Origin of the sequence: Streptomyces sp. Ag109_G2-15, assembly GCF_900215565.1 — a bacterium.
Classification (GTDB): domain Bacteria; phylum Actinomycetota; class Actinomycetes; order Streptomycetales; family Streptomycetaceae; genus Streptomyces; species Streptomyces diastatochromogenes.
In genome coordinates this window covers 5,915,343-5,939,100 of record NZ_OCNI01000001.1, presented here as the reverse complement: position 1 = coordinate 5,939,100, position 23,758 = coordinate 5,915,343, and the positions used below count along the sequence as shown (strand labels likewise).

The window sequence follows — 23,758 nt, the reverse complement described above, 5'->3', positions numbered from 1 at the left end:
GGTCAGCGGGCGGTGGTCACGCGCTCGCGCGGTGGTGTGGTCGTGGACGGTGCCGGGACGCGTCTGCGGCGCACGGCGGTGAGGGCGCCGAGCAGGGCGAGCGTGAGCAGCGAGGCGCCCCCGACGGCCGTGCCCAGCCGCAGGCCGGGCGGGTGGAAGGTGCAGGTCAGCGAGGTGGAGTTACCGTCGAGGGGGACGGCGATCAGCCCGTGGTACTCCCCCGCGGGCCGTTCCCGGCCGCCGCCCGTGGCACACCGCCAGCCGGCGATCCGGGGCGCGGCGACCACGGCGATCCCCCTGCTGCCCGGAGGCAGTTGGGCCCGGAGGGTGCCGTCGGAGACGGTCACCTCGGTGGCGGCGGTCGCCTTCAGGCGGGCGGCCGCGGTGCGCAGGCGTGCGGTGTCCAGGCAGCCGATCGCACCGCCCGGGATACGGCCGGGGCGGTCCGGGGACAGCTCGACGCGCAGCCGCCCGGACGCCGGGGCGGGGCCGAGCGGCGCCATCGCGGCGCGGCCCCGCGGGAACTCGAAGCGGAAGCGGGCGTCGGTGCCGGCGCCGTGCTGCCGTGCCGTGCCCGAGTAGTGCGGGGCCCACAGGTACACCTGGGTCCCGGCCGGGCAGCGGGCCGTGATCGTCGGCCTCGTCACGGCGTTCCCGGACCCGACCCGGCCTCCCCGGGCCGGCCTTCCGGTGTCGCCGTGCACGGCGAGGCGGGGCACGGTGTAGACGCGGCTGCCGAGCAGCAGTTCCTGGTTGCGGTACGGCGACGGCCCGAAGGGGGCGCGGTCGGGAGCGGTCCGTACGGTCACCAGCGGCGGCACGTCCTGCCGGGTCACGGTCACCGGGCCGGCGTCCTGCGCCAGGTGCTTCTGGTGCGGGTCGGGCGGCGAGTGGACCCGGGCGCCGACCGAGAAGATGACGTCGGTGACGGCATTGTCGAGGCTCTGCACGCTGCGGCCGCGCGAGGTCCAGCCGTCACCGAGCGCGGTGAGCGTACGGCTGAGGACGTCGGAGGTCAGGCTGCTGTAGTACTGGGCACCCTGGCCGCCCACCAGCAGCGGGTCGTTGCCGACGGTCTGCTCGCGTCCGGGGTCGGTACGGTACCGGGGCCAGCCGTCGGCCCCCGCGATCGCGTCCGCCTGCCGCTGCTGCCGCTGCCCCCAGGGCGCGTAGTCGTCCAGGTGCGCGAGGCGCAGCCGGGTGGCCACGGCGGAGGTGGCGGCCGTCTCGCCGAGCTGCGCACCGAGCAGGAGTACGACGGCCAGGCCGGCCAGCCGGGAGCGCTGCCCGGCGTCGGCGCGGCCGAGCAGGGCCAGTCCGCCGAGCGCGCCGGCGGTGGCGAGCAGCAGCACCGGCCAGGCGAAGGGCCGTACCAGGTCGCTGCGGCTCGCGGCGAGGGTGATCAGGGCGAGCAGCCCGGCCGCCGCCGCGAGCGCGCGCCGGTCGGGCGGGCCGTACGACAGGGTGTGCCAGGCGGCGATCACCAGCAGCCCGCACAGCACGAACGCCTGGCGGTAGGGGCTGCCCTGCGGGGTGGCGAAGGCGTGCCAGACCAGGTGGGTCGGCGCCCACTGCATCGACAGGGTCACCGCGAGCACGAGGACCGTCCAGCCGGTGCGCACCCGGGCCGGCACCGCGCGGTGGAACGGCAGGGCGAGGGCGAGCAGCAGGGCCGTGACGCCCACGTAGACGGCCGGGGAGCCGAAGCCGTACGTCGCCGGCAGCAGCCGGGCCAGCACGTCCTCGCTCGCCACCGGGGCGAACTGGCGGACGCGGCCGGGATAGGCGTGCTTGGTGCCGAAGTAGATGACGGTCACCAGCGGGGCGGCGAGGCCCACGCCGAGGACGACGGTGAGCGCGGCGCGGCCGGCCGCCGCGAGCGCCCGCCGGCGCGGCAGGTCGGCCAGCACCAGCCGGAGCAGCAGGACCAGACCGGCTCCCAGAGTGGCCATGTAGGCGGTGTAGAAGTTGGCGGTCCAGGCGAGGGCCACGACCAGGACGCCGAGGAAGCGGCGGCGCCCGGCAAGCGCCCATTCGCCGACCAGGCAGAGCAGGGGCAGGGCGATGAGCCCGTCGAGCCACATCGGGTTGTAGGAGGCGTCGGCGACGCTCCAGCCGCACAGCGCGTACGAGGTGCCGAGCAGGCCCGCCGCCCACCAGCGCCCCGGCCGCAGGGTGAGCAGCAGGCAGGCCATGGCGGCCGCGGCCGAGGCGGTCTTCAGGACGGTGACCACGTACACCGCGAGGTCGATCTCGTCCCGCGGGAAGACGGCCACGAGCAGGGCGAACGGGCTGCCGAGGTAGGTGCCGAGGTCAGGCAGGAAGCTGGAGCCGTAGCCGGACCGCCAGTTGACGAGGAGACCGCCGTCGGCCCTGCCGTGCAGCAGGTCCCACAGGTGGGTGTGGAAAGGCACGTACTGGTTGCCCAGGTCGTTGACGCTGCGGGTGCGGGGGCCGAAGGGGTAGCTGCGGGCGAGGGCGTCGGCGGCACAGAACGCCGTGATCGTGACGGCCGCGGCGAGCAGGGCGGCGGCACGCCTCGGTCGGAATTGCATTTTCGCCGGTCCCCCCCGGAATGTATGCCTCGTCGATTCGCCGTCTTAGACGGGACACGTTTCCTGTTGGTTGTGCGCTCACCGAAAAGTGAGGCGACTTCTTCCGAATACGGGAAACACCGCGTGAATTTCATGACGGCCAGGAAAACAAAGGATTTCCGAAAGGTGTGTTCGAGGTGAATCGAGCAGCGCTTGACTTGGAGCGCACTCCAAGTTCTACCGTCCTCGTCATGACCAGCGGACACATGAGCGAGAGCACCACCCGTGACGAGCGTTTCACACACGGCCTGGAGGTTCTGAAGAAGGTCGACGGCGAGGCCGGGCAGCGGGTCGTCGACTCGCTCGCCGACATCAACCCGGAGCTGGGGCACCAGATCGTCGCGTGGGCCTTCGGGGAGATCTACGACCGGCCCGGGCTCGCCCCGCGCGACCGGCAGCTGGTCACCCTGGGCATGCTCACCGCGCTCGGCGGCTGCGAGGCCCAGCTGGACGTGCATGTGAACGCGGCGCTCAACGTGGGCCTCACGCCCGAGCAGATCACCGAGGCGCTGCTGCACTCCGCGGTCTACTGCGGCATGCCGAAGGCGCTGAACGCCACCTTCGTGGCGAAGAAGGTGTTCGCCGAGCGCGGGCTGCTGCCGCTCGGACAGCAGCCCGCACCGGCCGCGGCTACTTCTGCTTGATCCTGAGGAAGGTGATGGAGTTCGCCGGGAAGGTGTACGTGAACTTCCCCGCCGCTCCGGTGAACGTGGAGGTCTCGGGGGTGACCGCCGTGGACGTCTCGCTGTTCACCGCGTCGGGGGCGGCGGCGAGCGTGGTCACCTTCGCCGTGCGGGCGACCCTGGCGCCGCCCAGGTCGATCGCCGTACGGGCCGCCGAGACCTGGGCGTTGACGACCTTGACGATCAGCTCACCGGTCTTCGCGTCCCGGGTGACGACCTGGCGGAACGGCTCGGCCGGCTTGTCGTCGGTGAAGCTGCCCCACTGCTGCCCGTCGAGGTACAGGGTGACCTGGCGGCCGCGCACCTTGACGTCGATGTCGTAGGCCCGGCCGGTCTCGACCGAGCCGGCCTTGGAGATCAGGGTGGACTTGCCGCCGTCCACGGCCTGCTCGACCGCGCTCTGGGTGTTGTTCCAGCCGCCCAGGTTCCACCAGTAGTAGTTGCCGGTGTCCTTGACGCCGAAGGCGACGAGGAAGCCCTCCTTGCCGGACTTCTTGGTGGCCTTCACCTGCAGGTCGTAGTCGTGCCAGGACGGGTCGCCCGCCTGGACCATGGTGTTCTCGGCGGTGTCGGACGTCTCGACGTACTGCCCGTCCTGGACGCTCCAGCTGCCGGCGCCGGTGTGGGTCCACTTCGAGGCGTCACCGGAGAAGTCGTCGCTGAGCAGAGTGCTCCCGTCGGCGGCGGTGACCAACACGTCGTCGTAGGCGGCGCTGGTGTTCCAGGTGGACAGGCCGACGGCACCGGTGATGGGGCCGCTGACGTCCGGGGTGGTGGTGGCGGTGGACGGCACCACCCGGCTGCCCACGTTGGTCATGAACAGCTTCTGGACCTCGTAGTTGGCCGAGCCCCAGGAGGCGTGGTTGTTGAACCACACCAGGTCCGGCCGCCACTGGACGTAGTCCTCGTTGGCGAACAGCGGGGCGTAGGAGGCGAGCTTGACGACGTCCGCGTTGCGCTCCAGGCCGGTCATGTAGGCCGCTTCGGCGAGGCCGTTCTTGAAGGCGTTGCCCTGGGAGGCGTACTCGCCGAGGAAGACCTTCGGGCCGCTGCGGTCGTAGGAGTCGTAGCGGTCGTTGTTCTGCAGGAACCACTGCGGGCTGTTGTAGTAGTGCTCGTCGACCAGGTCGACCCTGGCGTCCTTGTTGAGCTTCCAGGCCGTGTCGAAGGTCGCGCCGGAGTCGTCCGGGCCGGAGTTGGAGATCACCCGCATGTACGGGTACTTCGCCTGGATGGCCGCGCGGAACTGCGTGAAGCGGGCGAAGAACTCGTTCGGCAGGTTCTCCTCGTTGCCGACCTCGATGTGCGTGAGGTGGAAGGGCTTCGGGTGGCCCATCTCGGCGCGCTTCCCGCCCCACTCGCTCGTCACCGGGCCGTTGGCGAACTCGATGAGGTCGAGGGTGTCCTGGATGTGCCGCTTGAGCAGCGCGTCGTCGGCTACGGCCTTGTTCTGGCCGCAGCCGGTCACCAGGGCCGGGACGACGGGCAGGGGCATAGCGCCGATGTCCTCGGCGAAGCGGAAGTACTCGTAGTAGCCGAGGCCGTACGACTGGTTGTAGCCCCAGAAGTTCGAGTTCGTCGCCCGCTGCTCGACCGGGCCGACGGTGTCCTTCCACTGGTAGGAGCGCTTGCGCTGCCAGCCGGAGGCCTCGCTGTAGTCCTGCATGGAGCCGGTGTTGACCAGGCAGCCGCCGGGGAAGCGGACGAAGCCCGGGTGCAGGGCGGCGACCTTCTCGGCGAGGTCCTTGCGCAGGCCGTTCGGCTCGTGCTTGTAGGTGTCGCGCGGGAAGAGGGAGACCATGTCGAGCGCGGCGGCGGCCGAGGAGGCGACGGTGAGGCGGCCGGTGCTGCTGGTGCGGGTCGCGGTGAAGGTGGCCCGGTACTGGGCCCAGCCGCTCTTCTTGACGGCGATCGTGTGCCCGGTGGCCAGGGTGCCGCCGGCGTCCTGGAGGGACACGGTGAGCGTGGTGCCGGCCTCCGCACGGGCCCACACCGAGAAGTCGTACTTCTTGCCGTCCTCCAGCGCGATGCCGGTGTTGTAGCCGGCGTTGGTGACCGACGAACCGGCGCCCAGGGAGAGGTAGTTCCGGTTGCGGTCGTTCAGCCGGCCGGCGTCGCCGACGACCTGCGCGGTGCCGGAGACCGTCCAGGCGGTCAGCGGTGTGTACGACCTGTTGTCGTCGGTGGAGTACTCGAAGGACCGGTTCTGCACGAGTTCGGCGTACAGGCCGCCGTCGGCGGCGCGGTTGATGTCCTCGAAGAAGACGCCGTACATCGTCTTGTCGATCTCGGCGCCCTGGGCGGTGGGGTCGACGGTGATCGAGTAGTCGGTGACGTCGGCGGCGTGGGCGGGGGCCGGGACGGCGGTGGCAGCCAGCAGGAAAGCGCTTGCCGTGAGGCCGAGTCTCAGCCTGGTGCGGGTGGTGCGTGACATGGATACTCCGCGGCTCTTCGATTGTTCGAAATATCAGACAGTGGTCAGCACTTCGAACGGCAAGATAGGGAAGGGGTATGAGCACGTCAATGGGGCGGACAGACAGGGGTGATGATGGGCGGGTTCTGGCCCGTGGCCGATGTCCTGGCCCACCTGGCCGGACGCTGGCGGGTGGAGCGGACCGTGCGGGATCTGGCGAGCGGGGACGAGGGGCGGTTCGAGGGAGTCACCGTCTTCAGCCCGCTCGACGGCGGCGGACTGCTGCACGAGGAGTCGGGCACCTTCACCTGGCAGGGCGTGGCCCGGCCCGCGACACGCACCCTGCGCTTCCTGCCCGGGGCCTCGCCGGGCACGGCGGACGTCCGTTTCGCGGACGGCCGGCCCTTCCACGACCTGGACCTGACCTCGGGACGGCACGTGGCCGACCACCCCTGCGCGGCCGACCTCTACCGGGGCGAGTTCACGGTGACGGACGCCGACCACTGGCGCTCGGTGTGGCGGGTCGGCGGACCGGCGAAGGAACTGCTGCTGACCACCGACTACGTGCGCGAGGGCTGAGCCGACACACCGTCCAGACGGAGGTTCCAGCGGCCCGAGCGGCCCGTGACCGTGGTCGTGGAGAGCGGGCGCACGTCGATGTTCCAGTAGGTCGCGGGCGGCGCCTTCAGGGCGTACACCAGGGCGGCGCGGATCACCGAGGGCTCGGCGACGGCGACGATCCGGCCGCCGTCGCCCACCGGGCGGGTGTCGAGCCAGCCACCGACCCGGGAGATGAAGGCCAGCAGCGACTCGCCGCCGTGCGGGACGGAGCGCGGATCGGCGAGCCAGGCGTCCACGGCCTCCGGTTCGCGAGCCATCGCCTCGCCCAGCGTCAGCCCGCGCCACCGGCCCATGTCGCAGTCGCGCAGCGCGAGCTGGACCAGCGGGGCGTACCCCAGGGCGTCGCCGGTGGCACGGCTGCGCGGGGTCGGGGAGCAGTAGCGCAGTTCGGCCGCCGCCAGCGGCAGCAGGTCCCCGGCGATGCGCTGCACCTCGTCCCAGCCGGCCAGGTCCAGCGGCCGGTCGTCCTCGAAGCGCTCCGCGAGCAGCGGGGAACTGCGCGCGGCGGCGACGAACGTGACCCGAAGTGGCATGCGGTGATGGTGAGCCTCGGGTGTACCCAGGTCAAGGGCCGTTACCTGTGAGTTACCCGGGGTGTGCGCCCGCTCACTGGGGGAGGTGGATCATCCACCGGTCGGGGCGGTCCAGCGGCCGGAAGCCCAGCTTCTCGTACACCCCGTGCGCGTCCTCCGTGGCCAGCAGGATGCGCCGCAGACCGAAGGGCCGCAGGTGGTCCCGGATACGGCCGACGAAGGCCGTGCCGACGCCCGTGCCGCGCACCGAGGGGTCGACGTACACGTCGGCCAGCCAGGCGAACAGCGCCCGGTCGGTCACCACGCGCGCGTACGCCACCTGCTCGCCCGAGGCCGTCGCGTACACCCCGAAGTTGATCGAGGACGCCATCGCGTGCTCGTGCTTCTCCCGGGGGCGGCCGATCGCCCAGTACGCGTCGGTCGACAGCCAGCCGTGGACACGGTCGACGTCCACGCGGGAGGTGTCGGCGGAGAACTCGTAGCCGTCGGGGAGGTCGGGTGCGTCGCTCATGCGGGGATCCTCACAGGGCGGACGGCCGGCGTCGAATCGTTTTACCCGGTGGTACGACTGCCTTCCTGCCCGAGAGCACCCTGCCTCAGAGCACCTCGTCGCACGCGACCCGCAGCCGCCGTATCCCCTCCGCGATCTCCCCCGTCCCCGCCACCGCCGCGAAGCTCAGGCGGAGATGGCCCGCGGGGGGTTCGGCGCTGAAGTACGGGCGGCCGGGGGTGAGGGCGACCCCCGCGCGGAGGGCGGCCGCGGTCAGGGCGGCCTCGTCGGCTCCGTCGGGGAGGCGGAGCCAGAGGTGGTAGCCGCCGGAGGGGATGTGGGGCAGGGCCAGTTCGGGCAGGTGCAGGGCGAGTTCGGTCGTCATGGTGTCGCGGCGGGTCTTCAGCTCGGCCGAGAGGGCCCGCAGATGGCGGGGCCAGGCCGGGGAACCGACGAGTTCCAGGGCCGCCTCCTGGAGCGGCCGGGGGACGAAGAAGCTGTCCACGACCTGGATCGCGCGCAGGCGCTCCAGCACGGGACCGCGCGCGGCCAGCGCGGCCACCCGGAAGCTGGGCGAGGTCGCCTTGGTCAGCGAGCCGACGTGGACGACCACGCCGTCGGGGTCGTCGGCGGCCAGCGGGCGGGGCAGCGGGCCCGCGTCCGCGTGCACGAGGCGCCGTACGTAGTCGTCCTCGACGACGAACGCGCCCGCGGCGCGGGCGATGCGCAGCACCTCGGCGCGGCGGTCGGGGGCCAGGACCGCGCCGGTCGGGTTCTGGAACAGGGGCTGGCAGACGAAGAGCCGGGCGCCGGTGGCCCGGAAGGCATCGGCGAGGAGGTCGGGGCGTACGCCGTCGGGGTCGACCGGCACCGGGATCGGGCGCAGTCCGGCCGCGCGGGCGAGGGCCAGCATGCCCGGGTAGGTGGGCGACTCCACGAGGACCGGGGCACCGGGCGGGGCCAGCGCCCGCAGGGCCGTGGCCAGCGCGGCCTGGCCACCCGCGGCGATCAGCACCTCGGCCGCGGTGACCGCGCCGCCGATGCCGCGCGCGAACCACTCGCGCAGCTCGGGCAGCCCCTCCAGCGGCGGCCTCCCCCAGGCGCCGGGCCGTCGCCCGGCCCGGGCCAGGGCCGCGGCCATGGCCCGCTCGGGCTGCAGGGAGGGGTGCGGATAGCCGCCGCTGAACTCCAGCACGCCCGGGGGCGGGGTGGTGAGCGAGACCGTGACCCCGGAAGCGTCCACCGTGCGAGGTACGAGGTCGGAGGCGCCGTCGGCGCTCAGCGCGACCTCCTGCCAGGAGGTGTCCCCGGCGGGCGCGGCCACGGCATGCGGCCGGGCGCGGAAGGCGCCGGCGCCGGGCCGGGTGACCACCAGTCCCTCGGCGGCCAGCTGGGCCAGGGCCCGGGAGACGGTCACCGGGCTCACCCGGAACCGCTCGACCAGGACCCTGCTCGACGGGAGCTTTCCACCTGGGGAGTAGCGGTCCAGTTCCCGTCGCAGCTGTTCTGCCAGTTCACCCACACTGCTACGCTCATGCATGAGAGCACAGAGTAGCGCTACTACCGCGACGGCGATAGCGGTCCCCGCTCCCCGGGAGCACCGGTCCTTCGGCACCGGGATGGCGGCCCTGGGGGTGACCGCCTTCTCCCTCACCTTCCCGTCCACCGCCTGGGGCCTGGAGAGCTTCGGCCCCTGGTCCCTGGTGGCGGTGCGCAGCGTCCTTGCCGCGCTCATCGCGGGCGGGTGTCTGCTGGTGCTGCGGGTGCCGCTGCCCGACCGCCGGCATCTGCCGGGCCTCGCGGTCGTCGCCGCCGGAGTGGTGTTCGGCTTCCCGATGCTGACCACGCTCGCCCTGCAGACCTCGACCACCTCGCACGCCGCCGTCGTGGTGGGCCTGCTGCCGCTGACCACCGCCGTCTGCTCGGCCCTGCGCATGGGCCACCGTCCCTCGCGGCGGTTCTGGCTGGCGGCGCTGACGGGCGCGGCGGCCGTGCTCGCCTTCACCCTCGGCCAGAGCGGCGGTGCGCTCACCGCCGCCGACGGCTATCTGTTCGCCGCACTGCTGGTGTGCGCGGCCGGCTACACCGAGGGCGGGCGGCTGGCCCGGGTCATGCCCGGCTGGCAGGTCATCGGCTGGGCGCTGGTGCTGTGCCTGCCGCTGAGCGTGCCGGCAGCAGCGCTGGCGCTGTCGTACGAGCCGGTGCACTTCACCGTGCACGGGGTGACCGGTCTGGTGTGGGTCTCGGTGGTCTCGCAGTTCCTCGGTCTTGTCGTCTGGTACCGCGGGATGGCGGCCATCGGGATCCCGAAGGCGAGCCAGTTGCAGTTGGCCCAGCCCCTGCTCACACTGGTGTGGTCGGCGCTGCTGCTGGGCGAGCACCTTACGGCGGCCGCTCCCCTGACCGCTGTCGCCGTGCTCGTCTGCATCGCCGTCACCCAACGGTCGTGACCGCGAGGAGGGCCTGATGCGCGCAACCGTCGGCGACCAGCTTGTCCAGCACGGCAGGGTGGTCGGCGAACACGACAAGATCGGCGAGATCGTCGAAGTGATGGGCCAGAAGGGCGAGCCGCCGTACCGCGTCCGCTTCCAGGACGGGCACACGGGCATCTGCTCCCCCGGCCCCGACACCGAGATCCGGCACAAGGAAACCCGACCGTCATAGCTCAGCGCGGTGGCTTCGCCGGCTGCCCGTAGTGGTCGGCGACCACCCGCGCCATCGCCCCGACCGGATCCGCCGCCACGTCCTTGGCGGCGAAGAACACATGGCCGCGCACCTGCGGATACCCGGCGGCGAGCGTGAGGTGCCGGGAGAGTTCGACCGGGTCCTGCCACTCCGAGGGCTGCCCCGCGGCCCCCGCCTTGTACAGCGCCTCCCCGATGTACAGCCGCGTCTTGGTGCCCTCGGCGACCTTCGCCCACCAGTCGACCAGGGTGGCGTAGTCGGCGGCGGCGAAGCCGATGTGCCAGTAGAGCTGCGGGATGATGTAGTCGATCCAGTGGTTGCGTACCCACGTACGGGTGTCCGCGTGCAGGTCGTCATACGTCTGCACGCCCGCCCGGGTGTCCGAGCCGCGGGAGTCGGTCGCGGCGTTGCGCCACACCCCGAAGGGGCTGATCCCGAACCGGGTGCCGGGCCGGACCTGCTTGATCGCCGCGGCCGTCTCCCGCACCAGCCTGTCGATGTTGTCGCGGCGCCAGGCGGCCCGGGTGGAGAAGTCGCCGCCGTACCGGTCGTACGCGGCGTCGTCGTCGAAGGTCTGCCCGGCGACCGGGTACGGGTAGAAGTAGTCGTCGAAGTGGACGGCGTCCACCGGGTACCTGACGACCGCGTCGAGCATGGCCTGCTCCACGAAGGCGCGGACCTCGGGCAGGCCCGGGTTGTAGTAGAGCTTCCCGCCGTAGGGCACCACCCAGTCCGGGTGTCGGCGGGCCGGGTGCGAGGCGGCCAGCCGGGTCGGGTCGGTGTGGTTGGCGACGCGGTACGGGTTGAACCAGGCGTGCAGTTCCAGGCCGCGGGCGTGCGCCTCCCGCACGGCGGTGCCCAGCGGGTCCCAGCCCGGGTCCCTGCCCTGGGTGCCGGTGAGGTACTCGGACCAGGGCTCGTACGGCGAGGGCCACAGGGCGTCGGCCGTGGGCCGCACCTGGAGGATCACCGTGTTGAGCCGGTCACGCACCGCCCGGTCCAGGTGGGCGATCAGCTCCGTGCGCTGCGCCTCGGCCGTGAGGCCGGCCTTCGAGGGCCAGTCGCGGTTGGACACGGTCGCCAGCCACACGCCCCGCATCTCGGCGGCCGCGCGCGGCCACGGCCAGTGCCGGTGCCGCGGCACCGGCACCGCCGCCGCACCCTGGGCCGTCGCCAGCGTCGACAGCGCCGCCATCGCGAACGCACGCCGTGACAGTCGCCCCATCTGCACACCCCCATACGCTCCGGATCCGCGCCGTCACGGATCGTCCCGCGCCCCAGGATGCCCCCACCCGGGCGATCGATCATCGATACTTGGCGGTAACGTGCACGATCGGAGCAGGCGCCGAACCCGGAGGTCCTGCCAGAGCCGGAGAACACCAGCGAAGGGAACGATGTGACCGACATCGAGCGCGTCGGAGTCGTGGGCTGCGGCCAGATGGGCGCGGGCATCGCCGAGGTGTGCGCCCGCGCGGGACTGGACGTCAAGGTCGCCGAGACCACCGGCGAGGCCCTGGAGATCGGCCGTACCCGGCTGTACAACTCCCTGGCCAAGGCCGCCGAGCGCGGCAAGATCAGCGAGGAGGAGCGGGACGCCACGCTGGCGCGCCTCAGCTTCACCACCGACCTCGGCGAGTTCGCCGACCGTGATCTGGTGATCGAGGCGGTCGTCGAGAACGAGCAGGTGAAGACGGAGATCTTCCAGGTGCTCGACCAGGTGCTGACCCGCCCGGACGCGATCCTGGCCTCCAACACCTCCTCCATTCCGCTGGTGAAGCTGGCGGTCGCCACCTCCCGCCCCGACCACGTGGTCGGCATCCACTTCTTCAACCCGGCCCCGGTGCAGAACCTGGTCGAGCTGATCCCGGCGCTCACCACCTCCGAGGGCACGCTCAGCCGCGCCCAGGCCTTCGCCGAGAAGGTGCTCGGCAAGCACGCCATCCGCGCCCAGGACCGCTCCGGGTTCGTCGTCAACGCGCTGCTGGTGCCCTACCTGCTCTCCGCGATCCGGATGTTCGAGTCCGGCATCGCGAGCCGCGAGGACATCGACAACGGCATGGAGATGGGCTGCGCCCACCCCATGGGCCCGCTGCGGCTGTCCGACCTCATCGGTCTGGACACCATCGTCTCCATCGCCAACTCGATGTACGCCGAGTACAAGGAGCCGCTGTACGCCGCTCCCCCGCTGCTCCAGCGCATGGTCGAGGCGGGCCGGCTCGGCCGGAAGTCCGGCTCGGGCTTCTACACGTACGGCTGATTACAAGGAGCGACGCTCCATGGGCCCGGCACCGATTTCGGTGCCGGGCCCATCTGTTTCACACACCGTGTGCGCGCCGGGCACGCATATGCCCTTCGCACACGCTCCCCACGCGCCCACCTGGCGAGTTGACTCCTCATGCGCATGCAAGGGATGCGGAACAACCAGATTCGACTACGGAAAGGAGTGGACCCGTGACCGCCGATCCGGAGCATCCCGTGGTCCATGGAGAACTCGCAGAGTTACGGCGCCGCCTCGACGTGGCGTACGCCCGAGTCGAGGGAGGACTCGCCCTGCTCAGTCATCGCACCGAGGAGGCCGCCAAGGAACTGGACGCACTGCACACGCGCATGAGGTCGCTGGAACACGCACGCTGGCCGCTGCCCTCGGTCGCCGCGCTCACGGCTCTGGGAGCGCTGGTCGTGACGGTCTGGCAGGTGCTGGCCCACTAACCATCCGCGAGCCTCATGTGGTGCAGCAGGAGTAACGCGGCCGCCATGTTGGCGGCCGGGACCTCCCCTCGGGCGATCAGGTCGGGGACGACTTTGAGGGGGACCCATGCGCGGCGGTCCGACTCGAAGTCGTCCACGGGATGTCCGACGTACTCGCCCCGGTCGGCCCAGTAGATGTGGTGCCGGGCGTCGGTGAGGCCGTTGGACGGCTCCACGCTCATCAGGTGGTGCAGGGGCCCCGGCCGCCAGCCGGTCTCCTCCTCCAGTTCCCTGGCGGCCGCGCTCGCGATGTCCTCGCCGTCCTCCACCACACCCGCGGCCAGTTCCCAGCCCCAGCTGTCGGTGATGAACCGGTGGCGCCACAGGAGCAGGACTTCGTTGGCCTCGTTGACCACCGTGGCGACGGCGACCGGCCGCAGCCGGATCAGGAAGTGGTCGAGGTGCCTGCCGTCCGGCAGCTCGACATCTGCGAGGTTGACGCTGAACCAGCGGTTTTCATACACAGTTTGTTCGTTCTGTTTCGTCCACTGCACGGTTCTGCCACCTTCCGACGAGTAAGTGGCAATATCGCAGCAGGGACTGGGTACCCACAGTGGGTCTACAGCGGTACGCGCAGTGCTCCGTCGATGAGTTCGGCGGCTTCGGCGGTCCCGGCCGAGCCGCAGTTCACCAAGTGCTCGCGTACCGCGCGGAGTCTGTCGCGCAGCCGCTGGGACTCCATCCCGCGCGCCTGCTCGGCCATCTGCACGGCGGTGACCACCGCCTTGTCCGCATTGCCCTGGCGCAGTTCGATGGTGCTGAGCATGGCGAGCCGGTGCACCCGGCCCCGGTCGTGGGCGGGGTTGTCGACCGCGGCCGCCGCGTGCTCCCGCGCGGCGGCGAGTTCACCGAGGCTGAGCAGCGCCTCGGCCACCTGGACGTTGACCAGGCCGGGCTGGACATAGCCGGTCTCGTCGGGTTCGTACCCGCGCCGGATGCGGTCGGCGGCCGTCTCGGCCCGGCGGATGCAGGACAGGGCGCTGCTGCTGTCGCCGAGGTGGGCGTACGCCTTGGCCTGCATCGCGTACAGGTCGGAGGCGAGGGCCGGGGTGATGTGCGGGCCCGCGGCGCGCAGCGCGGCCTCGGCGAAGGCGACGGCCTGCCGGTACTCCTTCATGAACAGCGCCTGGTTGACGAGCAGCGCGATCACGTACGCGCCAAGCCCCCGGTCCCCGCTGGCCTTTGCCAGCCGGAGCGCCTGGTGGAAGTAGCGCTGGGCGAGACCGTGCGCGTCGGAGTCGTACGCGCAGATACCCGCGATCGCCACCAACCCGCCGGTGGCCCGGTGCAGTTGGCGGCCGGTGGCGTCGGTGTAGCTGCCTCGCAGCAGCGGCGCGGCCTCGGCGTTGAGGAACCCGACGATCCGGGTGCGGGTCGCGATACCGCCCGCCTTCCGGTACATCTGCTCGTAGTGCGTACGGGCGGCGCGCAGCATCTCGATGTCAGCCGCGGTGACCCGGTGCCGGCCACCGCGGGAGACGTCCACGTCCTCGGGCGGGTTCTCCCACTCCCACACCGGCATCACGGCCGGGGTGCCGGTGACCGCGGGAGCGCCGAGCACATGCGGGCGCTGCTGTTCGTCGGAGCGCCACAGGGCGGTGGCCCGCTCCACGAAGCCGGAGAGCGAGCCGGTGTGCGGGGTGCTGGGCTCGCCGGGCACCCCGAGGCCGATGTCGTCCAGGGTGACCGGCCGGTGCAGCCGTCCGGCGAGCACCTCGCAGATCAGGTCGGGCACCTGGCCGCGTGGCCGCTGCCCCTTCAACCACCGTGCCACGGCCGTGTGTTCGTACCGGAGCGCTAGGCCCCGTCGCCGGCCCGCCTGGTTGACGTGGGCGGCGAGACCGGCGTGCGAGATCCCCGCCTCGTCCAGGATCGCGTCGAGCAGAGTGTTGGGCTGCATGGATTGCCCCCCGAGTGGCCTGGTGCCGTCAGCGTAGTGCGTCCGCTTTCACACGGGGTGTGAACGGAGTGCGCGCATCCGCAGCGTGTGCACGCTGTTGCGGAGCGTGTTCTGCCGGTTGACTGAGAGTCCTCGCAAGAGGCCGGCCAAGCCGCCGGCTCCCCCTCAGAAAGCGGCGGCTTGGCCGTTTGCGCGCGCCCCTGAGAACTCGAAGTTTCTTCGGTCGTTCCGTAGGACCAGTACCGCTACGTCGTCCGTGGGCCGGCCGGCTGTGTGGTGCAGGAGGGACGTGAAGACCGCGCGGAGGATCGTCTGGGCCGTCATCGGGTGATCGTGTACCGCCTCGCGCAGCACTGTCGGCAGCGAGAAGAACCGGCCGTGGGCATCCCTCGCGTCCTCCGCCCCGTCTGTGAAGAGGACCAGGGAATCCCCGGGGAGCAACTGCCCGCACGAGTGCGCCTCCAGCTCTGCGGGGAGCGGGAACGGACCCAGGGGCGGAAGTGGATCGGCAGCGGTGAAGGGCTCCACCCGGGTGCCGCTGAGCAGGTACGGCCATGGGTGACCGCAGTTGAGGGCGCGCACCTCGCCGTCCCGGGCGATCTCCAGGAGCAGGACGGTGACGAACTCCTCGGCGACCGGGTGCTCGGGCTCCTGGGCGCCGTTGCACGGGTGTTCGGTGCGGGCCCGCTCACGCAGGTGACGGGCGTGGGCCCGCTCCAACCGCCGGAGCACATGGGTGAGTTCGGCCTCGTCGTGGGCGGCCTCACGGAAGCTGCCGAGGACGGCGGCCACGGTGCCGAGGGCGGCAAGCCCATGACCGCGTACGTCGCCCATGACCACGCGGACGCCGTGTTCGGTGGCGACGGCCTCGTACAGATCACCGCCGATGGCCGCGCCGCGGTCGGCGGACAGCTGGGCGGCCGCCACGTTCAGCCCGTCGAGCCGGGGCGGCAGGGGCCGTAGCAGCACGCTCTGGGCGGCGCCGGCGACCCGGCGGACCTGCCTCAGCTCGCGCAGCAGGGCATGGCGGACATGGAATATCAGTCCGGTGCCGACGGCGAAGAACACGGCGCTGGTGACGATGCGCGCGCCGAGCCCGTCCTGCTGGGCGAGCGGGCAGCCGAACTTGTACGTGACCGCCACGGCTCCCCAGACCGTGGGCAGTACGGCTCCCCGCGCGGTGGGTGCCCGTGCCTTGATACGGATCATGCCTCTGGTCCCCCATATGGGCCCTGAAAAGCAGACGGACCGACCCCGAAAGGCCGGTCCGATTCTGTCGAGAGGCATGGCCCGGGAGGGCCAGATCCCTCCCGATTCCCACCCGAACGAGTGAGAACTCCCAGGCCAACCCGCATTTATGCAGCGATCAGCCCCGAAGCACAGCCCCGGTCCGCTCGCCCGCCAAGGCAACAGCCGCATCCCGAGCAGCCGAAGCCTCATCAACGGTCAGCGTCCGGTCCGCCGCGCGGAAGCGCAACGCATACGCCAGCGACTTCTTGCCCTCGCCGAGCTGCGCGGCATTCTCGTACACGTCGAACAGCCGAATGGACTCAAGCAGCTCACCCGCACCCGAACGCAGCGCAGCCTCGACCTCCGCGGCCGGGACCGGCTTGTCGACCACGAGGGCGACATCCTGCGTGGCGACGGGGAAGGACGAGATGGAAGGCGCCTGCGGCACCCCGTCGCCCACCGCCTCCAGCGCATCCAGGTCCAGCTCCGTCGCGCAGGTGCGCTCCGGCAGCCCCAGAGCCTTGAGGACCCGCGGGTGGAGTTCTCCCGCATGGCCCACGACCCGCTCCGTGCCGTCGGCGACGACCACCAGCTCGGCACAGCGGCCGGGGTGCCAGGGACCGTACTGCCCCTTGCGCACGACCAGCTCCGCACCGGCCTCACGGGCGACGGCGCGCGCCGCCTCGACCGCGTCGGCCCAGCCGGACGGACGGCCACCGCCCCACCAGCCGGCCTGCTCACGAGCCCCGGCGAGGACGACGGCCACATGGCGCGGCTGCTCGGGCAGCGCACCGTTCAGCTCGGTGATCTCCTCGTCGGTGGGACGCCGGTCCACGGACAGGTGGACACCGAGGCGCTGCTCCTCGCGCGGCCGGAAGACCAGGCCGGTCTCGAAGAGCGCCAGGTCGTGCGAGCCCCGGCCGGCGTTGCGCCGCAGGGCACCCAGCAGGCCCGGCAGCAGGGTCGTACGGAGCGCGGGCTCCTCGTCGTTGAGCGGGTTGACCAGCTTCACGACGCGGCGGGCCGGGTCGTCGGCCGCCAGGCCGAGGTGGTCGAAGACCTGCTCGCCGACGAACGGGTAGTTCGGCGCCTCGACGTAACCCGCGCCGGCCAGGGCGCGGCCGACCCGGCGGTGCAGCCGCTGCCGGTGTGTGAGGCCGCGGCCCGAGGGGAGCTTGGGCAGCGTGGAGGGCAGGTTCTCGTAGCCCTCCAGACGGATGACCTCTTCGGCCAGGTCGTTCGCCTCGAAGAGGTCGGGCCGCCAGGACGGGACGGTGACGATCAGCTCGTCCTGCCCGTAGACGTCGCAGCCGATCTCCTGCAGGCGGCGGACGACGGTCTCGCGGCCGTAGTGCACGCCCGCGACCTTGTCCGGGTGGTTCGCCTGGACGGTGATCGTGTGCGGGGCGGAGGGCGCGACGACCTCGGTGACGCCGGCCTCGGCGGTACCGCCCGCGAGCAGCACCAGCAGGTCCACGGTCCGCTGCGCGGCGGCCGCGGCGGCCTCCGGGTCGACGCCCCGCTCGAAGCGGCGGGAGGCCTCCGAGGACAGCTTGTGGCGGCGGGCCGTACGGGCGATCGCGACCTCGTCGAAGTGGGCGGCCTCGATGACCACGTCGGACGTGGCGTTCTCGAGGTCGTCGTGGTCGGCGATCTCGGTGTTGGCGCCGCCCATGACGCCGGCGAGGCCGATCGGGCCGCGCTCGTCGGTGATGACCAGGTCCTCGGCGTGCAGCTTGCGCTCGACGCCGTCGAGGGTGACGAGCTTCTCGCCCTCCTCCGCCCGGCGCACGCCGATGGTGCCCTGGACCAGGCCGCGGTCGTAGGCGTGCAGGGGCTGGCCCAGCTCCATCATCACGTAGTTCGTGACGTCGACGGCAAGCGAGATCGGGCGCATGCCGACCTTCTGCAGCCGGCGCTGCAGCCAGATCGGGGAGCGTGCCTCGGGGCTCAGACCGGTGACGGTGCGGGCGGTGAAGCGGTCGCAGCCGGCCGGGTCGGAGACCTGCACCGGGTAGCCGAACGCGTTCGGGCCGGGTACGTCGAGCAGCGCGGGGTCGCGCAGCGGCAGGCCGTAGGCGATGGCGGTCTCGCGGGCGACGCCGCGGATGGACAGGCAGTCGCCGCGGTTGGCGGTGACGGCGATGTCCAGGACCTCGTCGACCAGCTCCAGCAGCTCGATGGCGTCCTTGCCGACCTCGGTCTCCGGCGGCAGCACGATGATGCCGTGGTTGCCGTCGTCGCCCATGCCCAGCTCCTCGGTGGAGCAGATCATGCCGTGGGACGTCTTGCCGTAGGTCTTGCGGGCGGCGATGGAGAAGCCGCCCGGCAGGGTGGCGCCCGGGAGGACCACGACGACCTTGTCGCCGACCGCGAAGTTGCGGGCGCCGCAGACGATCTCCTGGGGCTCGCCGGTGCCGTTGGCCTGGCCGACGTTCACCGTGCAGAAGCGGATCGGCTTCTTGAAGCCCTCCAGCTCCTCGATGGTCAGCACCTGCCCCACGACCAGCGGGCCCTTGAGGTCGGCGCCGAGGTGCTCGACGGTCTCGACCTCAAGACCTGCGGAAATGAGCTTGGCCTGGACGTCGCGGCCGGTCTCCGTCGCCGGCAGGTCGACGTACTCCCGCAGCCAAGAAAGCGGGACCCGCATCAGATCTCCATCCCGAACGGCCGGGTGAACCGGACGTCACCCTCGACCATGTCTCGCATGTCTTCGACGTTGTGGCGGAACATCAGCATCCGCTCGATGCCGAACCCGAAGGCGAAGCCGCTGTACTTCTCCGGGTCGACGCCGCAGGCGGCCAGCACCTTCGGGTTGACCATGCCGCAGCCGCCCAGCTCGATCCAGCCCTCGCTGGAGCAGGTGCGGCAGGGCCGGTCGGGGTTGCCGACGGACTCGCCCTTGCAGACGTAGCAGAGCATGTCCATCTCGGCGGACGGCTCGGTGAAGGGGAAGAAGTTCGGGCGCAGCCGGGTCTTCATGCCCTCGCCGAACAGCGCCTGGACCATGTGGTCCAGGGTGCCCTTGAGGTCCGACATGGTCAGGCCCTCGTCCACGGCGAGCAGCTCGACCTGGTGGAAGACCGGGGTGTGCGTGGCGTCCAGCTCGTCGGTGCGGTACACACGGCCCGGGCAGATCACGTAGACCGGCAGCTCGCGACCGAGCAGGGAACGGATCTGGACGGGCGAGGTGTGGGTGCGCAGCACGACACCGGACTCGGTGCCGCCGTTCGGGCCTTCGACGAAGAACGTGTCGGCCTCGCCGCGGGCCGGGTGGTCCGGGCCGATGTTGAGGGCGTCGAAGTTGAACCATTCGGCCTCGACCTCGGGGCCCTCGGCGACCTCGTAGCCCATGGCCACGAAGACGTCCTCGATGCGCTCCGAGAGCGTGGTCAGCGGGTGCCGGGCCCCGGCCGGGACGCGGTCGTACGGCAGCGTGACGTCGACGTCCTCCTCGACCAGCACACGGGCGTCGCGCTCGGCCTCCAGCTCGCCCTGGCGGGCGGCGAGGGCCTTGTTCACGGCGCCGCGGGCCATGCCGACGCGCTTGCCGGCCTCGGCCTTGGCGTGCGGGGGCAGGGCGCCGATCTCGCGGTTGGCGAGGGCCAGCGGGGAGGCGGGGCCGGTGTGGGCGACCTTGGCCTCGTGGAGCGCGTCGAGGGAGCCCGCGGCGGCGAAGGCGGCGAGCGCCTCGTCCCGCATGCGCTCGATCTCTTCCGGTTTCAACGCCTCGACCTCGACAGGGTCGTACGACTTATTGGGTGCGGACATCTCTTCCCGTGCTTCCGATTGGCTGGCGGATGGTCCCCGTCACCGACTCGCGAGGGCCGCGTGAAGGACACAAAGGTGCCAAAGGCCGAGTCTAACGGGGTGGGGGTGGACGAATGGCCCGCGGGCCGCTAGGCGAGATACGCCGGGGCGCCCACGGGCAACGTAAATCGGAACTCGGCGCCGCCGCCGGTGGCGCGGCCGACCGTGATGGTGCCGCCGTGGGCCTCGACGATGCCCTTGACGATGTAGAGCCCCAGGCCCGTGCCGCCGCGCTTGCTGCCCCGCCAGAAGCGGGTGAAGACGCGGTTCATGGATTCCTCCGGGATGCCGGGCCCCTCGTCGCTCACCGTGACCGACGTGCCGGTTTCCTCGCCTTCGCGCGGGGATGCCGAGGGCGTGAGATCAATGGTGACGGTTCCCTCGCCGTGCCGCACGGCATTTTCCAGCAGGTTGCTGAGCACCTGGTCGACTTTGTCGGGGTCGGCCCACAGGGCGGGCAGGGGCTGCTCGATGCGCAGCAGGAACCGGTCGGCGGGCTGTCCTGCGGCGACGTAGGCCTGGATGTGGCGTCCGACGGCCGCGCCGATGTCCACGGGCTGGCGCCTGACCTCCAGCCGCCCGCTGTCGATCCGGGAGATGTCCAGCAGTTCGGCGATGAGCCGGGTGACGCGGTCGGCGTCGGCGTCGACGGTCTCCAGCATCAGCCGCTTCTGGTCGTCGGTGAAGCGTTCCCACTTGGCGAGGAGCGTGGCGGTGAAGCCCTTCACGGACGTCAGCGGGGAGCGCAGCTCGTGGGCGACGGTGGCGATCAGCTCGGCGTGGCTGCGCTCGGTGCGGCGGCGGGCCTCGGTGTCACGGAGCGACACGACGACCCGCTGCACCGGCCCGAGGGGTTCCCCGCGCACGTACCGGGCCGAGACCAGCACTTCCCTCCCCCCGGGCAGCAACAGGTTGCGCTCGGGCTGCCGTACCCGGATGGCGAGGCCGCCGTAGGGGTCGGTGAGCTGCCACCAGCGCCTGCCCTCCAGATCCTCCAGGGGCAGGGCCTTGTCCAGGTGCTGCCCGAGGGCGTCGGCGGCACGGACGGCGGTGATGCGTTCGGCGGCGGCGTTGAAGCAGATCACGCGGCCGTGGTCGTCGGCGACCACGAGGCCGTCGGGCAGCTGGTCGGGGTCGATGCCGAGGCCGGTCTCGGCGCAGTCGCCGTGCCGGGGCGCGGGTGTGCGGCGCACGTCCCGCCCGTCCGGCGCAGTGCTGGTGCCGACCACACTCATCCCTGTACCCCACCTCTCAGACGGCGCAGGGCCCCGAGCTGGCCACCCTACTAGCTCTCGGTGACGGTTCGGCACCCTCCGGAGGCGCGCTGTGCACGAGCCGACGCGTAGAGACATACGGCGGCGGCCGTGGCGAGGTTCAGGCTCTCGGCCTTCCCGTGGATGGGGACGCGTACGACGGCGTCGGCGAGGGCGCGGGTCTCCTCCGGGAGCCCCCAGGCCTCGTTGCCGAACACCCAGGCGGTGGGCCCGCCCATCGTTCCCTTGTCCAGCTCCTCGTCCAGGTCGCGGTCGCCGGCCCCGTCGGCGGCGAGGATCCGCACACCGGCGTCCTTGAGCCCCGCCACGGCCCGCTCGACGGGCACGCCGACGGCGACCGGCAGATGGAACAGGGAGCCCACGGAGGCGCGTACGGCCTTGGGGTTGTACAGGTCGACGGAGGCGTCGGTCAGGACGACCGCCTCGGCGCCGGCGGCGTCGGCGCAGCGCAGCACGGTGCCGGCGTTGCCCGGGTCGCGGACGTGGGCGAGCACGGCGACGAGCTTCGGCCGGGCGGCGAGGACGTCCTCGAAGGGGGTGTCCAGGAACCGGCAGACACCGACCAGACCCTGCGGGGTGACGGTGGTGGAGATGTCGGCGATGACGTCCTCGGCGGCCAGATGCACCCGGGCGCCGACGCTGCGGGCCTCCCCGATGATGTCGGCGTACCGCTCCGCGGCCTCCACGGTGGCGAACAGCTCGACGAGGGTCGCCTCCCCGCCGACCCGGTGCCCGGCAGCTTCCCGCACGGCCTGCGGCCCCTCGGCGAGGAACAGCCGGTCCTTGCCCCGGAAGTTCCGCTTGGCAAGCCGCCGCGCGGCGCTCACACGGGCGGAACGGGGGGAGATCAGCTCGGGGCTGACGGGGGGCATGTTCTTCACCTTCAGCAGCTCAGGTTCCGCTTTTCTTCACACCACACAACGCAACGGACCCGCAGGCAGAAGCCCACGGGTCCGCACAGTCACGTCGGCCTAAGGCCGGCGCAGCGTCACGCGGCCTTCGGCGCGTTGACGTCCGCCGGCAGCGCCTTCTGCGCGACCTCGACGAGCGCCGCGAAGGCACCCGCGTCGTTGACGGCCAGCTCGGCGAGGATCTTGCGGTCGACCTCGACGTTCGCGGCCTTCAGACCCTGGATGAAGCGGTTGTACGTGATGCCGTTGGCGCGGGCAGCGGCGTTGATGCGCTGGATCCACAGCTGACGGAAGTCGCCCTTGCGCTTCTTGCGGTCGTTGTAGTTGTAGACCAGCGAGTGGGTGACCTGCTCCTTGGCCTTGCGGTACAGGCGCGAACGCTGACCGCGGTAGCCGGAGGCCGCCTCGAGGATCGCCCGGCGCTTCTTGTGGGCGTTGACTGCCCGCTTGACGCGTGCCACTTTTTAACTCCTTGTAGCGGGGTCGTGGTGGTCTTCACACGACCCGGAAACGATTGGGTCCCGGTCCAGACGTACGGCGCTCAGACGGCGCCGCCACGTCACTTGCCGAGAAGCTTCTTGATCTTCGCGGCGTCGCCCGGGGCCATCTCGGCGTTGCCGGTGAGGCGACGCGTCACGCGGGACGACTTGTGCTCGAGCAGGTGGCGCTTGCCGGCGCGCTCACGGAGCACCTTGCCGGAGCCGGTGACCTTGAAGCGCTTGCTGGCACCGCTGTGCGACTTGTTCTTCGGCATAGCGCCGTTCTCTCCTCGTCGGTGGCGTTCCGGTGCCCGGTCGCGAAACCGGGCACGGTGGAACGTCGCTCTTGTATCGGTTACATCCTGGGACTCGCGTCCCGGGGATCACGCCTCGGCGGGCTCCTCGGCGGGCGCCTCAGCCTCAGCCTCGGCAGGGTTCTGCGAACGACCGGGGTTGGCCTTCGCTTCCGCCTTCCGGGCTTCCTGCGCCTGGCGAGCCTCGGCCATCGCCTCGGTCTTCTTCTTGTGCGGACCGAGAACCATGATCATGTTGCGGCCGTCCTGCTTCGGGTTCGACTCCACGAACCCGAGCTCCTGGACGTCCTCCGCGAGGCGCTGCAGCAGCCGGTAGCCCAGCTCGGGCCGGGACTGCTCGCGACCACGGAACATGATCGTGATCTTGACCTTGTCGCCCTGCTTGAGGAACCGAACGACGTGACCCTTCTTGGTGTCATAGTCGTGCGGGTCGATCTTCGGCCGGAGCTTCATCTCCTTGATGACCGTGTGCGCCTGGTTCTTGCGCGCCTCACGGGCCTTCATGGCCGACTCGTACTTGAACTTCCCGTAGTCCATGAGCTTGCAGACCGGCGGACGGGCGTTCGCCGCCACCTCGACCAGGTCGAGGTCGTACTCCTGCGCAAGCTCCAGGGCCTTGGCAAGCGGGACAATCCCGACCTGCTCGCCACTGGGACCGACAAGTCGCACCTCGGGAACGCGAATCCGGTCGTTGATGCGGGGCTCGGTGCTGATGGATCCTCCTCGGTAGCACCATACGGCGGTCTGGCGGACAGCCGCGTACGTCTCTATTCGTAGGACCTAACCGCACCGAAGCACAAAAAATGCCCCGGACGATCACAGGCGGGGCTCCCATAGCAACCGGAGCACCGCCGCGATGACCGCGGGGCGCTGTTCGGGCGGCTCCATCGTCCGTACGGAACGATGGTGGCCGCCTGACCGGGTGACCCGCCGTCCCGGAGGACGGTCAGGTGGGAGATCGGAGCCTCCACTTGTGGGCTGGACACAGTCATGTCCAGCCGGTCGCCCACCAGATTAGCAGGATCGCTTGACAAGGGCTAATTGAGGACGGGTGGGGCTGATGAGGACGCCCA

The 23,758-nt window shown here is 71.3% G+C and carries 22 protein-coding genes; 6 read left to right on the top strand and 16 right to left on the bottom strand.

The genetic code is table 11. From position 1 onward, the window contains the following. Window positions 1-2: 2 nt before the first annotated feature. Window positions 3-2,555: a YfhO family protein gene (locus CRP49_RS26780; protein ID WP_097255692.1), complete on the bottom strand. Its 2,553-nt coding sequence runs from the start codon at window positions 2,553-2,555 to the stop codon at window positions 3-5. A gap of 245 nt (window positions 2,556-2,800) precedes the next feature. On the opposite strand from CRP49_RS26780, the gene CRP49_RS26775 reads away from it, so the two are divergent. Continuing rightward, on the top strand, window positions 2,801-3,238 hold the full coding sequence (locus CRP49_RS26775) for a carboxymuconolactone decarboxylase family protein (protein WP_097255691.1): 438 nt from the start codon (window positions 2,801-2,803) through the stop codon (window positions 3,236-3,238). Here the strand turns inward: CRP49_RS26775 and CRP49_RS26770 are convergent. Next, window positions 3,225-5,711, bottom strand: coding sequence for an alpha-L-arabinofuranosidase C-terminal domain-containing protein (locus CRP49_RS26770; RefSeq protein WP_097255690.1), 2,487 nt, complete (start codon window positions 5,709-5,711; stop codon window positions 3,225-3,227). The genes CRP49_RS26775 and CRP49_RS26770 overlap by 14 nt on opposite strands. 114 nt (window positions 5,712-5,825) lie before the next feature. On the opposite strand from CRP49_RS26770, the gene CRP49_RS26765 reads away from it, so the two are divergent. After that, window positions 5,826-6,269, top strand: a complete 444-nt coding sequence (locus CRP49_RS26765; RefSeq protein ID WP_097257545.1) for a DUF6314 family protein — start codon at window positions 5,826-5,828, stop codon at window positions 6,267-6,269. Here CRP49_RS26765 and CRP49_RS26760 read toward each other — a convergent pair. The 3 genes from CRP49_RS26760 to CRP49_RS26750 form a co-directional block, all read right to left on the bottom strand. Next, window positions 6,251-6,844, bottom strand: coding sequence for a histidine phosphatase family protein (locus CRP49_RS26760; RefSeq protein ID WP_097255689.1), 594 nt, complete (start codon window positions 6,842-6,844; stop codon window positions 6,251-6,253). The genes CRP49_RS26765 and CRP49_RS26760 overlap by 19 nt on opposite strands. 73 nt (window positions 6,845-6,917) lie before the next feature. Beyond that, window positions 6,918-7,355, bottom strand: coding sequence for a GNAT family N-acetyltransferase (locus CRP49_RS26755; RefSeq protein ID WP_097255688.1), 438 nt, complete (start codon window positions 7,353-7,355; stop codon window positions 6,918-6,920). Window positions 7,356-7,440: 85 nt separating this feature from the next. Continuing rightward, the gene (locus CRP49_RS26750) at window positions 7,441-8,874 is read right to left on the bottom strand and encodes a PLP-dependent aminotransferase family protein (protein WP_179851758.1); all 1,434 of its coding nucleotides are present in this window, start codon (window positions 8,872-8,874) and stop codon (window positions 7,441-7,443) included. Here CRP49_RS26750 and CRP49_RS26745 point away from each other — a divergent pair. Further along, window positions 8,873-9,784, top strand: a complete 912-nt coding sequence (locus CRP49_RS26745; RefSeq protein WP_097255686.1) for a DMT family transporter — start codon at window positions 8,873-8,875, stop codon at window positions 9,782-9,784. The two genes, CRP49_RS26750 and CRP49_RS26745, sit on opposite strands and share 2 nt — an antisense overlap. A 16-nt stretch (window positions 9,785-9,800) precedes the next feature. Next, a complete protein-coding gene (locus tag CRP49_RS26740) occupies window positions 9,801-9,998 on the top strand; it encodes a DUF1918 domain-containing protein (protein ID WP_094216879.1) in 198 nt (65 codons plus the stop codon). Window position 9,999: 1 nt separating this feature from the next. Here CRP49_RS26740 and CRP49_RS26735 read toward each other — a convergent pair whose 3' ends face one another. Continuing rightward, window positions 10,000-11,244 carry a glycoside hydrolase family 10 protein gene (locus CRP49_RS26735; protein WP_179851757.1) on the bottom strand — a complete coding sequence of 415 codons (1,245 nt, stop codon included), beginning with the start codon at window positions 11,242-11,244 and terminating at the stop codon, window positions 10,000-10,002. A gap of 171 nt (window positions 11,245-11,415) precedes the next feature. Between CRP49_RS26735 and CRP49_RS26730 the strand changes: the two genes are divergently transcribed. Both CRP49_RS26730 and CRP49_RS26725 read left to right on the top strand, forming a co-directional pair. Continuing rightward, window positions 11,416-12,276, top strand: coding sequence for a 3-hydroxybutyryl-CoA dehydrogenase (locus CRP49_RS26730; RefSeq protein WP_097255684.1), 861 nt, complete (start codon window positions 11,416-11,418; stop codon window positions 12,274-12,276). 194 nt (window positions 12,277-12,470) lie between these two features. After that, on the top strand, window positions 12,471-12,728 hold the full coding sequence (locus CRP49_RS26725; protein ID WP_097255683.1) for a hypothetical protein: 258 nt from the start codon (window positions 12,471-12,473) through the stop codon (window positions 12,726-12,728). Here CRP49_RS26725 and CRP49_RS26720 read toward each other — a convergent pair. From CRP49_RS26720 to infC, 10 genes are all read right to left on the bottom strand, one after another. Beyond that, entirely contained in the window at window positions 12,725-13,261 is a 537-nt protein-coding gene (locus CRP49_RS26720) for an NUDIX hydrolase (RefSeq protein WP_097255682.1), read from the bottom strand. The genes CRP49_RS26725 and CRP49_RS26720 overlap by 4 nt on opposite strands. A gap of 65 nt (window positions 13,262-13,326) precedes the next feature. Then, window positions 13,327-14,667, bottom strand: coding sequence for a transcriptional regulator (locus CRP49_RS26715; RefSeq protein WP_094216874.1), 1,341 nt, complete (start codon window positions 14,665-14,667; stop codon window positions 13,327-13,329). A 165-nt stretch (window positions 14,668-14,832) separates the two neighbouring features. After that, window positions 14,833-15,876 carry a PP2C family protein-serine/threonine phosphatase gene (locus CRP49_RS26710; RefSeq protein ID WP_097255681.1) on the bottom strand — a complete coding sequence of 348 codons (1,044 nt, stop codon included), beginning with the start codon at window positions 15,874-15,876 and terminating at the stop codon, window positions 14,833-14,835. Window positions 15,877-16,033: 157 nt separating this feature from the next. After that, window positions 16,034-18,547 carry a phenylalanine--tRNA ligase subunit beta gene (pheT, locus tag CRP49_RS26705; protein ID WP_097255680.1) on the bottom strand — a complete coding sequence of 838 codons (2,514 nt, stop codon included), beginning with the start codon at window positions 18,545-18,547 and terminating at the stop codon, window positions 16,034-16,036. Further along, window positions 18,547-19,668, bottom strand: a complete 1,122-nt coding sequence (gene pheS / locus CRP49_RS26700) for a phenylalanine--tRNA ligase subunit alpha (protein WP_097255679.1) — start codon at window positions 19,666-19,668, stop codon at window positions 18,547-18,549. The genes pheT and pheS overlap by 1 nt, the downstream gene beginning before the upstream one ends. A gap of 128 nt (window positions 19,669-19,796) precedes the next feature. Further along, entirely contained in the window at window positions 19,797-20,942 is a 1,146-nt protein-coding gene (locus CRP49_RS26695; RefSeq protein ID WP_097255678.1) for an ATP-binding protein, read from the bottom strand. A 50-nt stretch (window positions 20,943-20,992) separates the two neighbouring features. Beyond that, a complete protein-coding gene (locus CRP49_RS26690; RefSeq protein WP_097257544.1) occupies window positions 20,993-21,853 on the bottom strand; it encodes an RNA methyltransferase in 861 nt (286 codons plus the stop codon). 116 nt (window positions 21,854-21,969) lie between these two features. Continuing rightward, window positions 21,970-22,353, bottom strand: a complete 384-nt coding sequence (rplT, locus tag CRP49_RS26685; RefSeq protein WP_018549117.1) for a 50S ribosomal protein L20 — start codon at window positions 22,351-22,353, stop codon at window positions 21,970-21,972. 98 nt (window positions 22,354-22,451) lie between these two features. Further along, entirely contained in the window at window positions 22,452-22,646 is a 195-nt protein-coding gene (gene rpmI / locus CRP49_RS26680; protein WP_004933563.1) for a 50S ribosomal protein L35, read from the bottom strand. A gap of 108 nt (window positions 22,647-22,754) precedes the next feature. After that, complete coding sequence (gene infC, locus CRP49_RS26675; RefSeq protein WP_097255677.1) at window positions 22,755-23,399, bottom strand: translation initiation factor IF-3; 645 nt, start codon at window positions 23,397-23,399, stop codon at window positions 22,755-22,757. Window positions 23,400-23,758: the final 359 nt, after the last annotated feature.